Annotated in this window: 13 protein-coding genes and 1 pseudogene; 3 read left to right on the top strand and 11 right to left on the bottom strand. The window is 62.9% G+C overall.

All coding sequences use genetic code 11. The annotated features are described in order from the left end of the window. Window positions 1–59: 59 nt before the first annotated feature. A complete protein-coding gene (locus tag MJP36_RS12640; protein WP_235594056.1) occupies window positions 60–644 on the bottom strand; it encodes a DUF3156 family protein in 585 nt (194 codons plus the stop codon). Beyond that, window positions 589–2,088 carry an APC family permease gene (locus MJP36_RS12635; RefSeq protein WP_060756854.1) on the bottom strand — a complete coding sequence of 500 codons (1,500 nt, stop codon included), beginning with the start codon at window positions 2,086–2,088 and terminating at the stop codon, window positions 589–591. The genes MJP36_RS12640 and MJP36_RS12635 overlap by 56 nt, the downstream gene beginning before the upstream one ends. Window positions 2,089–2,305: 217 nt before the next feature. On the opposite strand from MJP36_RS12635, the gene MJP36_RS12630 reads away from it, so the two are divergent. Next, window positions 2,306–3,628 (top strand): alginate export family protein, encoded by a 1,323-nt coding sequence (locus MJP36_RS12630; RefSeq protein ID WP_244385462.1) that lies wholly within the window; start codon window positions 2,306–2,308, stop codon window positions 3,626–3,628. A 32-nt stretch (window positions 3,629–3,660) separates the two neighbouring features. Here MJP36_RS12630 and MJP36_RS12625 read toward each other — a convergent pair. Together MJP36_RS12625 and MJP36_RS12620 are read right to left on the bottom strand one after the other, a co-directional pair. Next, window positions 3,661–4,140 (bottom strand): annotated as a pseudogene (locus MJP36_RS12625) (flavin reductase family protein); the annotation flags it as partial. Window positions 4,141–4,198: 58 nt separating this feature from the next. Further along, entirely contained in the window at window positions 4,199–5,368 is a 1,170-nt protein-coding gene (locus tag MJP36_RS12620; RefSeq protein WP_060756857.1) for a p-hydroxyphenylacetate 3-hydroxylase oxygenase component, read from the bottom strand. Window positions 5,369–5,603: 235 nt separating this feature from the next. On the opposite strand from MJP36_RS12620, the gene MJP36_RS12615 reads away from it, so the two are divergent. Beyond that, on the top strand, window positions 5,604–7,091 hold the full coding sequence (locus tag MJP36_RS12615; protein ID WP_244385461.1) for an aldehyde dehydrogenase family protein: 1,488 nt from the start codon (window positions 5,604–5,606) through the stop codon (window positions 7,089–7,091). 104 nt (window positions 7,092–7,195) lie between these two features. Here the strand turns inward: MJP36_RS12615 and MJP36_RS12610 are convergent, their stop codons facing one another. From MJP36_RS12610 to MJP36_RS12585, 6 genes are all read right to left on the bottom strand, one after another. After that, window positions 7,196–8,143 carry a pyridoxamine 5'-phosphate oxidase family protein gene (locus MJP36_RS12610; RefSeq protein WP_161549260.1) on the bottom strand — a complete coding sequence of 316 codons (948 nt, stop codon included), beginning with the start codon at window positions 8,141–8,143 and terminating at the stop codon, window positions 7,196–7,198. Between the two features lie 85 nt (window positions 8,144–8,228). Continuing rightward, window positions 8,229–9,107 (bottom strand): LysR family transcriptional regulator, encoded by an 879-nt coding sequence (locus MJP36_RS12605; RefSeq protein ID WP_161549261.1) that lies wholly within the window; start codon window positions 9,105–9,107, stop codon window positions 8,229–8,231. Then, window positions 9,107–10,027 carry a LysR family transcriptional regulator gene (locus MJP36_RS12600; RefSeq protein ID WP_161549262.1) on the bottom strand — a complete coding sequence of 307 codons (921 nt, stop codon included), beginning with the start codon at window positions 10,025–10,027 and terminating at the stop codon, window positions 9,107–9,109. The genes MJP36_RS12605 and MJP36_RS12600 overlap by 1 nt, the downstream gene beginning before the upstream one ends. Window positions 10,028–10,045: 18 nt before the next feature. Then, a complete protein-coding gene (locus MJP36_RS12595; protein ID WP_161549263.1) occupies window positions 10,046–10,678 on the bottom strand; it encodes a glutathione S-transferase family protein in 633 nt (210 codons plus the stop codon). A 120-nt stretch (window positions 10,679–10,798) separates the two neighbouring features. Next, window positions 10,799–11,590, bottom strand: coding sequence for an ABC transporter permease (locus MJP36_RS12590; RefSeq protein WP_060756863.1), 792 nt, complete (start codon window positions 11,588–11,590; stop codon window positions 10,799–10,801). Then, window positions 11,587–12,264 (bottom strand): ABC transporter ATP-binding protein, encoded by a 678-nt coding sequence (locus MJP36_RS12585; RefSeq protein WP_244385460.1) that lies wholly within the window; start codon window positions 12,262–12,264, stop codon window positions 11,587–11,589. The genes MJP36_RS12590 and MJP36_RS12585 overlap by 4 nt, the downstream gene beginning before the upstream one ends. Before the next feature lie 131 nt (window positions 12,265–12,395). Here MJP36_RS12585 and MJP36_RS12580 point away from each other — a divergent pair, with 131 nt between their 5' ends. Further along, window positions 12,396–13,472 carry an aldo/keto reductase gene (locus MJP36_RS12580; protein ID WP_244385459.1) on the top strand — a complete coding sequence of 359 codons (1,077 nt, stop codon included), beginning with the start codon at window positions 12,396–12,398 and terminating at the stop codon, window positions 13,470–13,472. A gap of 94 nt (window positions 13,473–13,566) precedes the next feature. On the opposite strand, the gene MJP36_RS12575 is transcribed toward MJP36_RS12580, so the two are convergent. Continuing rightward, window positions 13,567–14,112 carry an ANTAR domain-containing protein gene (locus MJP36_RS12575; protein WP_244385458.1) on the bottom strand — a complete coding sequence of 182 codons (546 nt, stop codon included), beginning with the start codon at window positions 14,110–14,112 and terminating at the stop codon, window positions 13,567–13,569. Between the last annotated feature and the right edge of the window lie 33 nt (window positions 14,113–14,145).

Raw genomic sequence — 14,145 nt, 5'->3', positions numbered from 1 at the left:
TTATCTATATACGCGCAACAACAACCTGTCTGCCATTGCAGAAGCACTAATGATGCCAATCAGAGGTTCGATAACACGCGTGGCAACCCGGCCAACGTCGCGAGCAAATGCCCGCGTTGTACCGGGCTCAGGGCGATATAACGCCGAAACGCCGGCATTCGATTGACCACTTCACTGCCGCCCATATGTTCCAGCCGCACGGTCCATTGCCGGTCGCGCAGTTCAAGGCGCAAGCGCTTGAAATCCAGTGGCATCAGCGCCTGGTACAGCGCCTCGTCGGCCTGCAACCGCGCCTGCAACTCACGGCCCAGCGCCGGGTCGCCGCAGCGGCGCCGCACACGAAGACCAGTGCGGCGAATCGCGCCTCCATGCTGCACCTCAAAACTCCCAGCGCCGCCAGCCCCAGCGGGGACTTGCAGGACAAATTCGGTCATGACCAAGTGCATCAACAGCTGCGCCTCGGTGCGCTCGACGATCTCAAACGCGAAGCCGTCCACTTCGAGTGTGGCCAGCCCAAGATTGCGCCGCAAATGCGCCAGGGTCACCCCTGGCCGATAGCCGCTCGGGGCGCGGTCGGCGCGCAACAGCTCAAACAGTTTTTGCCGCAAAGTCGCCATAGCCGTCATGGAGATGCCCCGGTTCATTGCTGAATTCCTTGGCCAGCACCTCCTCCACGGAGGCCGGCTTGAAGGGGTTGACCTTCTGCACCACGAGGGTCCAGAACAATGCATACGCCGCCGTCACGCCCAGCATCACGCCAAATGGCACATAAATGTCCGCCGGGTGCATGCCGGGCGGTGTGATAAACCACATGCCCAACAGGATGCCGATACTCGATACGATCTGCGGCAACGGAAACCATGGCGAACGGTAGGCACGCGGCAAATCCGGGCGACGAATGCGCAGGATCACCACCGATACCGTCACCAGCAGGTAGGCAAAGCTCCACGCACACACCGCCGCCAGTACCAGGTGCATGATGTTGTCGGTGTTACCGCCCAGGTACAGTGCGTGCAGGCAGGGAATCAGCATCGCCACCAGGATGCACAGCAGCGGCGTCTTGAAGCGCGGGTGCAGGTAGGTGAAGACCTTGGGCAGCGCACCGTCCACCGCCATGCCGTAGAGGATGCGCGGCACACCCGCCATCAGGGTATTGATGGTCGCCGCCCCGGCAAACAGAAAGCCGATGCCCAGCCACAGTGGGCCGACCTGCCCCATCACCTGCTCGGCGAATTTGGGAATGGCCATGGGGGTGTCCAGCAGGTGCAGGCCGGACGCCGCATCCAGCACCACGTTTTCCACTTGGCGCTTCATCGCCGCACCGTAGATGAACATGCAGGTGGCCACCCCCATCAGCCCCAGCATCATCGCACGGGGCATCACTCTGGCCGATTGGCGCAGGTCCGGCGCCAGGGGTGTGACGAACTCGCAGCCGACGAACATGAACATCGCCATGCCCACCAGTGACAGCACCGTGATCAGGTCCGTGCCCACCAACGAGGCGCCGAACCAGCCGTCCAACTGCACCGCCGGGGCGGCGATCAGGCCGAGCACGCCGAACACCATCAGGGTGGTCCACATGCCAAAGGTGAGGATGATTTCCGCACGGCCGAACGCGCTGACGCCGAAGGCATTCAGCACGCCGAAGACCATCACGAAGCCCACGCCGAGCAGCCATGAACCGCCAGCGGATTCGGCCAGGGTATTGAGGTGTTCGAAATTCACCAAGGCCATGACCCCGGAGAGGATGGTCTCGGCGGTGCCGGCGAACACATGCACGATGAGGTAGGCCGACAAGGTGCCGGTGATCGCAAAAAAACGCCCCATGCCGCAGTTGATGTAGTCGTACACCGAACCGGTGGTGGGCAGGATCGCGGCGGCTTCGGCGAAGGTGGTCGCCTGGGCCAGCATCATGACCACCGCGATCAGCATCGCCAGGGCAAACGCACTGCCGCCGATGCCGAACCCCATGGTTGCGGTGAGTATCACGGGGCTCGCCATGATCAGGCCGATGGTGCTGGCCAACGCGGTGGGAAAACCTACCGTACCCCGGTTGAGGTGCGCGGTGAGTGGGTCGTTGCTCGACATGGTGGGGCCCTCGAAAACGGTTTTTTTAATGTATCGGCACTCTGCGCCCCACCCGAGTTGCTCGTCTTGCCCCTGTGTGCCGCCGGTTTTGTTGCTCCCTGCCACGGCGCAGGGTCTGGCGGCCAGGGTCAATTCCCTGGCACGCAAATGAAAGACTTCAACACCAGGCGCTCGCCCTAATGCGCCCTCACTCTTAACCAAGATGGGGGCAATAACAATGGAGCACACCCTGAAAAATCGTCGCCTGCGCCAGGCGGTCGTGCTGGGTATCACCCTGCTGGCGGGCAAAGCCTGCGCCATCGAGTTGTACGCCGATGCCGACACCCAGGTCACCGGCAATTTCCTTGCCGTGTACGGCATGTTCAACAGCCCGAAGAACTACGACGGGCGCAGCGGCGGTTCCACCTGGCGAGAGGCTTTCATCAAGTATGGCCTGAGCGTGAACCAGCGCCTGGGCAGCTTTGGCGGGGTGTATGGCACTGCCAACCTGGTGAGTTCCGGTACCTGGGGCGACGGCGATGCCTCCGGCGTCACCACCGGCCAGGAACGCACCACCAAGTTTGACGAAGCCTTTGCCGGCTGGCGCTCCGGCGACCTGTTCCCGGCCCTGGGCAAAGACGGCGTGGACCTGTCGTTCGGCCGACAGGTCATCACCCTGGGCGACGGTTTTATCGTCAACGACGACGGGCCCAACCTGGGCAAAGGCGTGGGTGATGGTGAGTTCAACCGGGGCGGCGCCTACTACATCGCGGCGCGCCATGCCTTCGACAAGACCGCCGTGATCCGCCTGGGCGGCAAGGAGGGCGTACATGGCAGCCTGATGTGGATCAAATCCGATAACCCGGCCCAGGCGATGACCGAAATGGCCGCCGGCACCCTGGAATACAGCGCCGCGCCGGGCACCCTGGGGTTCACCTATCTTCACGGAATCGATGTGGATGAACGCTTCGCCAGCGATGTACAACGCCAACGCAAAGGCATGAACCTCTACAGCCTGCGCGGCACCGGCAATGCCGGTATCGAGCATGCACATTTCGCCTTCGAACTGGCCCGCCAGGACCGCCGCGACAGCCAGGAAAACGCCGGCTACGCCGAAGCCGGCTACACCTTCGCCGACCTGCCGTGGTCACCCGACCTGACGTATCGCTACGCGCGTTATTCGAAAAACTGGGACGGTATGTTCTCAGGCTTCAACCGAGGCTACGGCACCTGGGTACAAGGCGAAGTGGCGGGCAACTATTCCGGGCCGTACAACACCAATACGGCGGTGCAACACGTGGCACTCAAGGTCAAGCCGCTGGACAATGTCACCCTCGGCGCACTGTTTTTCGACTACAACACCGTCAGCACCCGTGGCCAACTCGACCTGGATGGCCGCGAGCTGGACCTGTACGCCGAGTGGGCAGTCAACGAGCACCTGATCATCACCCCCCTGCTGGGCCTGTATAAACCCAACAAGGGGGCAGAGACCGGCGGCAACCAGGTCGGTGGCAACGGCACCAATGTCTACAGTCAGTTGGTGGTCGCCGTCCCCTTCTGAACCTCCTCGGGCGCGCACGGACGCAGCGCCCGGACTTCTGCATAAGCACCTTGGTGATAGAGCAGCGGCGCACGGCCGAAGTCATCGAAAGCCACCACCTTGCCGATCATGATCCAGTGGTCGCCGCCGTCCACCTGCTGGTATTTCTCACAGTGAAAGCGTGCACTGCAATCGGCGAATACCGGCGAACCGCCCTCGCCCGGTTCGTACTCGATCAGGGCAAAACGGTCTTCACGGGGGCGCGCAAAATTATTGGACAGGTGTACCTGGTCTGCCGCCAGTACGTTCACCGCGAAGTGGCTGGCCTCCTCGAACACTTCATGGCTATTGGAACGTTTGTCGATGCTCCACAGCACCAGCGGTGGGTCGAGGGACACCGAGTTGAAGCTGTTGGCGGTCACGCCGACCTTGCGCCCGGAGGCGGTGGCCGCGGTGACCACGGTCACACCGGTGGCGAAGTTGCCCAGGGCGCGGCGAAAGGCCCGTGGGTCGAAAAGGCAGTTGTCAGACATGCAAGACTCCCGGGCGCATCCCGTGGGGGCACCCTCATCGTTATGAGTGAAGAACGTGTCACACCATGCTCGGGTCCGGCGCAAGCCCCATCAGCTCGCGGCCGAGGATTTGCGCGCAGACATCGTAATCGGTGTAGGCATGGGCGCCGGTCATATGGGAATCGCGGAACAGGCGCTGCATTTCGTTGTGCTCAAACCAGGCATTACCCCCCGCTGCAGCAAACAGGCGATCGACTGCCTCAATGCACATTTTAGTCGCGTAGGCTTGGTTGGTACGCCAGAACGCCAGGGTTTCGCGGCTAGGGTAACGCTGCGCCGCGCTGTGTTCGGCATGCTCCTGCCAGGTTTTTTCAAGGAAGGCGCGGGCAGCGGCCACCTGGTGCGTGGACTCGGCCAGGCGCATCAACGCCGGGGTGGCGGCGCCCACTGCGGCACCGGTGTAGGCGCGCACGCGGTTTTTGGTTTTTTCACGGAACACCTCCAGCATGCGTTCGGCCACGCCGAGGCTGACGGTGGAAAAACCGCTGGCGAAGTACGGCCGATACGGTGCATAGAAAATCTGACTGTCGGGGTAGAGACCAAAACCTGCGGATTTGCCTTCCATCATGTCCTTGGCCTTCTGGATACGGTGTTCGGGCACCCAGGCGTTGTCGATGAGCAAGGTCTTGGTGCCGCTGCCTTTCATACCGGCGGCGTACCAGTCATCACGGATCTGGTAGTCGCTGCGCGGCAGCACCGCGAAGCAGTAATCCTGGGTGCCTTCGGCGTTTTCGCGGCGGCAGCCGACAATCGCCCACTCGCCATGGTCACAGCCACTGCTCCAGCCCATCTCGCCACTGAAATACACACCGCCCTCGCCCTCCGTCACCCGCCCGAACGGCGCGATACTGCTGCTGGCCGTGGCATCCGGGTTCTCGCCCCAGATCTCCTGCTGCAACTTCGCCGAGAACAGCGCCAACTGGTGACTGTGGGTACACAGCAAGCTCATGGCCCAGGCGGTGCTGGCGCAGCTGCCGGCGAGCAAGGCGATGCAGTCGGCGAATTCGGGCAGCGACAGCTCCAGGCCACCAAATGCCTTGGGCTGAAAAGCACGGTGCAGGCCGATGCTTTTGAGCAAGGCGATATTTTCATCCGGCACTTGGCGCAGTTGTTCAGCGCGCACCGCATTCGCGGCGATGGCGGGCAGGAGGGGCTTGAGGTCTTCGAGCAGCGGGTTTGGCTTTTTCATGGATGGCCCTGCTTATTATTGGAGGTCCGGCACACGCTCCGGATCGAGGAACGACGCTGGATGCAGGGCCAGTATCGACCGCATGGCCCAGGCGCAAAATGCACGTTCCACAGGCAAGGTTGTACTTTTCACAAGTTCGGCAGGCACAGGCATAAAACCTGGCAGGCACAGTCAAGCCTCCTCGATAGCCGTTGGTTACCCTCGGTTTTTCTCAGTGAACTGCCAGGAATCTTTCATGAGCGATATCCCGCTGCTGCCTCAGGTCGAAGCTTTTCTGCGTCGCCGCCATGGGTTGTTCATCGACGGCATCAACGTGCCGAGCCATACCGACCAGACACTGGCCGTGACCAATCCTGCCACCGGCCAGGTCATCGCCCAGGTTGCCGACGCGGACCTTGCGGATATCGACGCCGCCGTCAGCTCCGCCACCCGCGGCTTTGCGCGGTGGTCCCAGACCGCACCGGCGACACGCGGCAATGTGTTGCTGAAACTCGCCGACCTGCTGGAACACAACCGCGAAGAACTGGCACAGATCGAAACCTGCCAGTCAGGCAAGATCATCCAGATTGCGCGCGCCTTCGAGGTCGACCAGGCCGCGCACTTCCTGCGTTATTACGCCGGTTGGGCCACCAAGATCAGCGGCCAGACGATCACGCCATCGCTGCCCTCCTTCAATGGCGAGCGCTACACCGCCTTCACCCTGCGCGAACCGGTGGGTGTGGTGGTGGGCATCGTGCCGTGGAATTTCTCGACCATGATCGCCATCTGGAAACTCGCTTCGGCGCTGGTGTGCGGTTGCAGCATCATCATCAAACCCAGCGAATTCACACCGCTGACCCTGCTGCGCATCGCTGAGCTGGCCATCGAAGCCGGGTTGCCGGCAGGCGTGCTCAATGTGCTGACCGGGGGTGGCCACGTCGGCAAGGGCCTGGTGGAGCACCCCGGCACCCACAAGGTGTCGTTCACCGGCTCGGTGCCCACCGGCATCGCCGTGGGCCGCAGCGCCATGGGGGCAGGCTTGACCCGCACGACCCTGGAGCTGGGCGGCAAGAACGCCGCCGGGTTCCTGCCCGATGTGGACGTGGACAAAGCGGTGGAAGGCATCATCGAGGCCGGGTTTCTGCACTCCGGGCAAATCTGCGCGGCGGCCGAACGCTTCTTCGTGCATCGCTCGCAGATCGACGTGGTACTGGAAAAACTCAGCCAGCGCCTGCGCCGCCTGACCATCGGCTCGCCCCTGGACGAACGCACCGAATTCGGCCCGGTGACCCACCGCCAGCACCAACTCAAACTGCTCGGTTACTTCACCCAGGCCCGCGCAGAGCACAACACGATCATCCATGGCGGCACCCTGCTCGATCGCCCCGGTTGCTACGTCGAACCCACGGTGATCCTGGCCAACAATATCAACGACACCCTGCTCAATGAAGAAACCTTCGGCCCTATCGCCACCTTCCTGCCCTACGACAGCGAAGACGAGCTACTCGCCCTGATGAACAACAGCCCCTTCGGCCTCAGCGCCAGCCTGTGGACCCATGACCTGGGCAAAGCCCTGCGCATGGTACCGGCCATCCAGGCGGGCACGGTGTGGGTGAATATGCACACACTGCTCGACCCGGCGGTGCCATTCGGGGGGAATCGATCCTCGGGGGTAGGCCGCGAGTTTGGCAGTGCATTTATCGAGGATTACACCGAGCTCAAGTCGGTGATGATTCGGTATTGAGGTTCCTTCCCAGCACCTATGGCTGACCCAAATCCGGCAATCGAAGCAGACCCCTTGTGGGAGCGGCGGGTGGAAGATCGTGTGCGACATCGAGCAGTCGCCGCCTACCAGGCTCCCATAGCCAGACTGAACGGCGAAAACTCCGCGAACTGCCAGCGCAAGGCCAGTGCCGCTGGGCGACGTATCACCTGTTCCACCGTCACCGTCCATAACCGTTGTGCGCCTTCGAAGCGGGCCACTTCGGGCCCCTCCAGAATCAGCGAGGTGCGCCCGGCCAGATGCAGCACCTCTCCCGACTCGAAGTCGATGAACAACAGGCCCGCCACCGGGTTGACCTGTAGGTTGCCCAGGGTGTTGAAGAACAGGTTGCCGGCAAAGTCAGGGATGGTCAGCACGTTGCCCTCGACCCGCACAAAACCGCTGTTACCGCCCCGATGCGAAACGTCCACCGAACGCTGGCCGTCCACTTCGACGTAGCTGGCGACGAAGAAGGTGTCGGCGTTGCGGATCATCATTTGCGCCGCGTCATCCAGGCCGTCGAGACGCTCAACCTGCGTGCCGGGTTTACGTGCAATCGCGTCGACCGGGCGCAACTGGATGTACTTGGGGCAGTTGCCATAGGTGTGCACGACGTCGACCGAGAAGCCATCGTGATCAAGCGCCTCGATTCGGCCGTTCATGCGGTTGCGGCGGCGGGTATTGAGGTCGATACCCAGCAGACCGACCGAGGCGCCGACGTGCAGTGCCGTGCGGGCCGGGTCGCCTGTGGATGGCAGGCTGTCGATCTGCAAGGTCTGCGGGTCCGGCGAGTGGGCAAAGCCGGGGGCGCCTTCAAGCATCGTCGCCCAGGGAATCCCCTGCTCGTCCACCACGCCCAGTACCAGGTACGGCAACAAGGGATAGAAGTCCCGGTGTTGTTCCGGCAGGTGATCGCGAATCACCTTGGGCCCGACCACGGCCATGCGGTCGGCCACGCCAACCGCTGCTTGCAGGTACCGTTCGCCGACATGCCAGGGGGATGTCTGCGGGAGGGATGGTTCGATGGGGTTCATGCTGAGCACCTCATGCTGGAGAGCCCTATGCTGCGCCCTGACAGCCCGTGTGCGAATAACCACGTCAGGCAATCCACTATTACACTCACTGAAATGCCGGATGCTCACGCAGCTGCGCCACACAGTGCTCGACAAAACTGCGCACGCGCATCGGTGCGTTGCGGCCTTCGCGATACACCACCTGCACGGGCAGTGGCGGCTGTTCGTAGCCGGCCAATACCCGACGCAGTTGCCCACTGCGCAAATGCTCATGCGCCGGGTAACTCAGGCAGCGGATCAGCCCCGCCCCATGCACGGCGGCATTGATCGCGCCCTGCACCGTGGTGCAACCCAGGCGGGCACGGGCCTTGAGCTGGTAGCCGTAGAAATCCCAAGCCACCTGGTCGCCTCCGGCTATCAGCCGATGCTGCTTGAGATCCTCCGGGTGCTGGGGTTCGCCGTGGGCTGCAAGGTAGTCGGGGCTGGCGCACAGGATATGCCGCACCTGCCCCACCGACCGTGCGATCAGCGACGAGTTGGGCAAGTGGCCGACAAGGATCGCTACATCCAGACCTTCTTCATGCAGGTTCGGGTAGTAATCGTGATAGCACGCTTTCAGGCGCACGTCGGGATAACGCTCCATGTAAGCGGCCAATACCGGCGCCATCACGTAGCGACTGAACAGAAACGGCAGAAACACCCGCAGGTTGCCTTGAGCCTGAGTCTGCAAGCCCTTGGCCGAAGCTTCAGCAGCGTCCACGGCCGCCAGCAAGCGCACACAATCGGCCAGGTACGCCTGGCCCGCGTCGGTCAAGCGCACACCCTGGGTACTGCGCAGCAGCAACGGCACGCGCAACCGCGTCTCCAACCGCGCCACCGCACGTACCAGTGTCGGCGCGGAGACACAGGTTGCACGTGCCGCCGCGGCCAGGCTCGTGTGCCCGGCCAACGCGGCAAACAGCTGCATATCGCGATAACGCTCCATCAGCCGCGCCGCGTCATCGCCGGGTTCAGCGCGGCGTCCTGGCCCAGCCGCTGGCTGAGGAAATCCACGAAGGTGCTGACTTTGGCCGGTACGCGGGCACTTTGCTGAAACACCACCTGGATCGGCAGCGGTGCCGGTTCGAACGCCTCCAGCACAATCTCCAGCTCGCCCGCCGCCACCTGCGCCGCGATCTGATAGGACAGCACCTGGGTCGCGCCCCAGCCCAGGCACGCCAGGTTGATCGCCGCGTTATTCGCCGTAACCACCAGGCGCGGTTCGATAGGCACCGTCACCGGCTGGCCCTGGTCGACAAACGCCCACTCGTTCACCCGTTGGCTGGCGGACGAGGTGACGATCTTGAAGTCACGCAATTGGGCGGGATGCCGAGGCCGCCCGTGTTGATCGAGAAAGGCCGGCGCCGCACAGACCACCCGGCGTACCTCGCCGACTTTGATTGTCTGTTGCCCCGGCTCGTACAGATGACCGATGCGTACGGCCACATCAACACCTTCATCGGTCAGGTTCACCACACGGTCGACCAGCAACGCGTTGAGCGTCACCAGCGGAAAACGATCCAGGTAATCCCCCAGCACCGGCGCCACATACCGCTCGCCGAACAGTACCGGCGCGGTCACCGTCAGATGCCCGCAAGGGCTGGAGTAACTGCCTGCCGCCGCCTCTTCGGCCTCATCCAGTTCGGCCAGGATGCGTCGGCAGTCTTCCAGGTAACGCTGGCCGGCCTCCGTCAAATGCAGGCTGCGTGTGGTACGCGCCAGCAATTGGGTACCGATGCGCGCCTCCATGGCGGCGATGGCCCGGGTCACGCTGGGCGGTGAGGTATTCAGGCGGCGGGCGGCGGCGGCGAAGCCCTCCTCCTCGGCCACCGCCAGGAACACCTGCATCTCATGAAATCGGTCCATCGGCGCCCCTTGTGGACGTTACGGTGTTTGCAGGCCCGCTACCGTGCGAGGCATGCCGACAAAGCCCGGCAACGCCTCGATGCCGGCGAGCCAGGCCCGCACTTTAGGGTAGTCGGCCAGCGACACATTGCCTTCCGGCGCGTGAGCCACGTAGGAGTAAAACGCGATATCGGCGATGGTCGGTTGCTCACCGACAAGAAACCGCGTCTGGCTGAGTTGCTGTTCCACCAGTTTGAGCAAAGCGTGGGAACGCGCGATGGCATTGGCGGTGTCGATCTCGGCACCAAACACCACGGCCAGGCGCGCCGACGCCGGCCCGACATGCAAGGGACCGGCCGCGGCCGAGAGCCAGCGTTGTACGCGAGCCTGCCCCACCGGATCGCTCGGCAGCCATTGGCCTTTGCCGTAGGTGGCGGCCAGGTAGACCAGGATGGCGTTGGAGTCCGCCAGCACCATGCCGTTGTCATCAATCGCCGGGACCTGACCGAAGCTGTTGACCTCGCTAAGAAATTCCGCGGTTTTGTGCGCGCCGTGCTTGAGGTCCACCAGGATGAATTCCATGGGCAGACCCAGCAGGGACAGCATCAACTCGACCCGATGCGAGTGGCCGGACAACGGGAAACCATACAGTTTGATCGCAGGCTGGGACATTGAGACGCTCCAAAGGTGGGGGTTTCGACGCCGGTCATGTTCCACCGCAGTGCAAATCGTTGGAATCACCAGGATTTACAATCCAGCATTTCACCGCATGAAACAATACCGCCAGGGTGCTCAGCGCTCCTCCAGCCGGTCACGCAGAAACCGGTGGCTGGCGGAAAACAACCGCTGGTAGGTGAGCAGCACCGCGCCGACCGTGCCCAGCGCCGACGATGCGGCGATCAGGAACATGATCACGATCTGGTAGCGCACCGCGTCCAGCGGGCTCTCCCCCGCCAACACCTGGCCGGTCATCATGCCCGGCAGGCTGACGATACCGACCACGGTCATCTGGTTCAGCGTGGGGATCATCCCCGCCCGCACGGCCTGGCGGATCGCCTCCTGGGCGGCTTCCCAGCGTGAGCCGCCCAGGGCCAGGATCATCTCGATGGTATTGCGCCCCGAGGTCAGCTCCTGGGTCATGCGCTCAATGCCCAACGACACGCCGGTCAGCGTATTGCCCAGGATCATGCCGAGGATCGGGATCGCATATTGCGGTTCATACCAGGGGTGGATACGGATCACCGCGAACAGGCCCACCGCCGTCACCAGCCACGAGCTGCCCCAGACCGACAGGATGCTGTCGACCCGCTGCCCGCGATAAGTGCGCCGCCCACGTCCCGCCGCCGAGATGCCGGCGATCAAGGTCATCGCACACATCAACGGCAGTACCACGTACCAGTAGGCAAACTCGAATACCCAGCCCAGCAGGTACCCGATGGCCATCAACTGCACCACCGTGCGCACGGCGGCCCACAGCAACTGGCGCTCCAGGCCCAGGCGCAACAACAGCGACAAGGCGCCGTTGATCAGGATCAGCGAGGCGGCGATGCCCATGTCCAGTGCGGTCAGGTTTTGATAATTCATGGTTGGGCGACTCCGCTCAGAACACCGGCACTCATCTGCAAATGCAGGTCGCTCATGCGTCGGGCCTGCTCCAGGTCGTGGGAGACCCAGAGGTAGGCGCGGGCCTTATCGGCGGCGTACCAGGCATCGATCAGCGCTTCGACATCCCGGGAGGACGTGGGGTCGAGGGCGGCGGTGGGTTCATCCAGCAACAGCACTTCGGGGTTCAATTGCAGGGTGCGGATCAACGACACCACCTGGGCTTCGCCCCCCGACAGATCGCCGGCGTTTTTAGCCAGGAAGTCCGGTTGCTTACCGGCATGCTCCAGCAACGTGATCACGGCTTGCCGATCGAAGCTGCGCTTGCGCAGGGTCTTGAGGCTGAACGGGAAGCGCAGGTTGTCCTCCACAGTCCCCTCGATCAACGCCGGACGCTGGGACAGGTAGCTGATATGGCTGCGGTAATGGGGAATCTCTGAGTTAGCAATCGGTTGACCGTTCCACAGGATCTGCCCGGAGCTGGGCGCGTCCAGCAGGGCCAGTGCGCGCAGGAATACGCTTTTGCCGGAGCCTGAAGAACCGGTGATCGACATGCGGTCGGCGCAGTTCAAGGTGAAATCGGTGGGTTGCAGCAAAATCGCCTGGCGACGCTCGTCCTGGCGCGTGAGGGCGCGGGTTTCTATCAGTGCGCTCATGGACACTGTATTCCTCTTGATCCGGTTGGCAGACATGGTGCGGCAGCCGAACGAAGTTTTCATGAAAAAATTCAAACTATCGCTCCTCACGTCGTTCACACCTTCACGTGCAACGTTAGGTAGGAGGCGACATGCAATACCGACAACTGGGCCATAGCGGCCTGCTGGTATCTGAAATCATCCTCGGCACCGTGCCGTTCGGCGGCCGCGCCGAGTTTGCAAAATGCGGCTCGGTGGATGTGCCCCAGGCCAGGCGCATGTTCGACATCGCGTTCGAGGCCGGGGTCAACATGGTCGACACCGCTGACCTCTACTCCCACGGCCTGGCCGAGGAAGTGGTGGGCAAAGCCTTGGGTGACAAGCGCAACGATATCCTGCTAGCCACCAAGGGCCGCAGCCCCGTGGACAACAATCCGAACAACTCCGGGGCCTCGCGCTACCATCTGATCCGCGCGTGTGAGGCCAGTTTGAAGCGCCTGGGCACCGATCACATCGACCTCTACCAATTGCACAATTGGGATGGCCTGACGCCCATCGAAGAGACCCTCGAAGCGCTGCGGCTGTTAGTTGGTTCGGGGAAAATCCGCTACTTCGGCACCAGCAACTTCACCGCCTGGCAGATGATGAAAACCCTGGGCAAAGCCGAGCTGCACGGCATGCTCAAGCCCATCACCCAACAGATCTACTACACCCCGGAATCCCGTGAGGCCGAGTACGAGTTGCTGCCCCTGGCGCTGGACCAGTCCGTCGGCACCCTGGTATGGGGCCCGATGGGCGAAGGCCTGCTGACCGGCTCGACCCGACGCGGGCAAAAGCCGCCAGCCAATACACGCCAAGGCAGCGACTGGCCGGAACCCTATGTGCATGACCGCGAGCGCGCCCTGGACATCATCGAAACCCTCGCGGCCGTGGGCGATGAACTGGGTGTGTCGGTGGCGCGCACCTGCCTGGCCTGGCTCAAGGATCGCCCTGGCATCACCGCGCTGATCGTCGGCGCCCGCACCGAAGAGCACCTGCGCGACAACCTCGCCGCCACTGAATTGAAACTCACCGAGGCGCAGTCTTCGCGCATCGAAGCCGTCACCCGGCGCCAACCGTTGTATCCGTACTGGCACCGCTTCACCGCCGGGATCGACCGCTTCGACCCGGCAGAGCAGCCGTTTTTGGCCGAGCACCAAAAGACCATGGATGCTCGCAAGGACAAGTGATGGAGGGGGCGACCCTCCCGCCGAGGGTCGCCTTGTGCAGTCGATTTCCCGTCAGGCGCCCTCTACGCGATCTTCCGCAAAAGGGTGGCGCCCCTTACCGCTTAGGCGTCAACCCCACCGCACACGCCACCACCGCCGAATCGCCGTGGTCATGGGGGCGCAGTCTTATCGGCGATTGCGGGTTTCGCGTGTCTACCGCTCGCAACGTGGGGCGTTCAACCACGGGAGGGCTGTGGGCGGGGTCGACGATTTCCATGCAGCGGCGCAGCGAGTTGAAGTCGGGCGACTGCGACAGGGACAGGTGCAGGGTCTGGCTGACCGACACCGACACCACCGAGCTCAATGCGCATTGCCCGTCATAGATCAGGGTGTGGCGGATCAGCGGGTTGTCGTGGCAGTACTTGAGCAGGTTGACCTCTCGCGAATGCACCAGCGCGGTGTTGATGATCAACAGGTCGAACGCTACCCCCACCGAACGTGTCAGCCCCTGCAGTTCGTCGAATGAACTGATGGGTGCAATACGGTGATAACCCAGCTGGTTAAGCATTTTCTCGATCTTGATCCGTTGCAGCAGGTCGGTATCGGCAATCAGAAGGCGTAGCGCTTTATTAGATATAGGGTAAACCTGACAGTTGGGCATCCACGTCGATCATTCAACGGTGAATACGGTAAC

This window comes from Pseudomonas palleroniana (assembly GCF_022836895.1).
Lineage (GTDB): Bacteria > Pseudomonadota > Gammaproteobacteria > Pseudomonadales > Pseudomonadaceae > Aquipseudomonas > Aquipseudomonas palleroniana.
The sequence above is the reverse complement of the archived record's forward strand: the minus strand, read 5'-3'. Positions and strand labels throughout refer to the sequence as shown.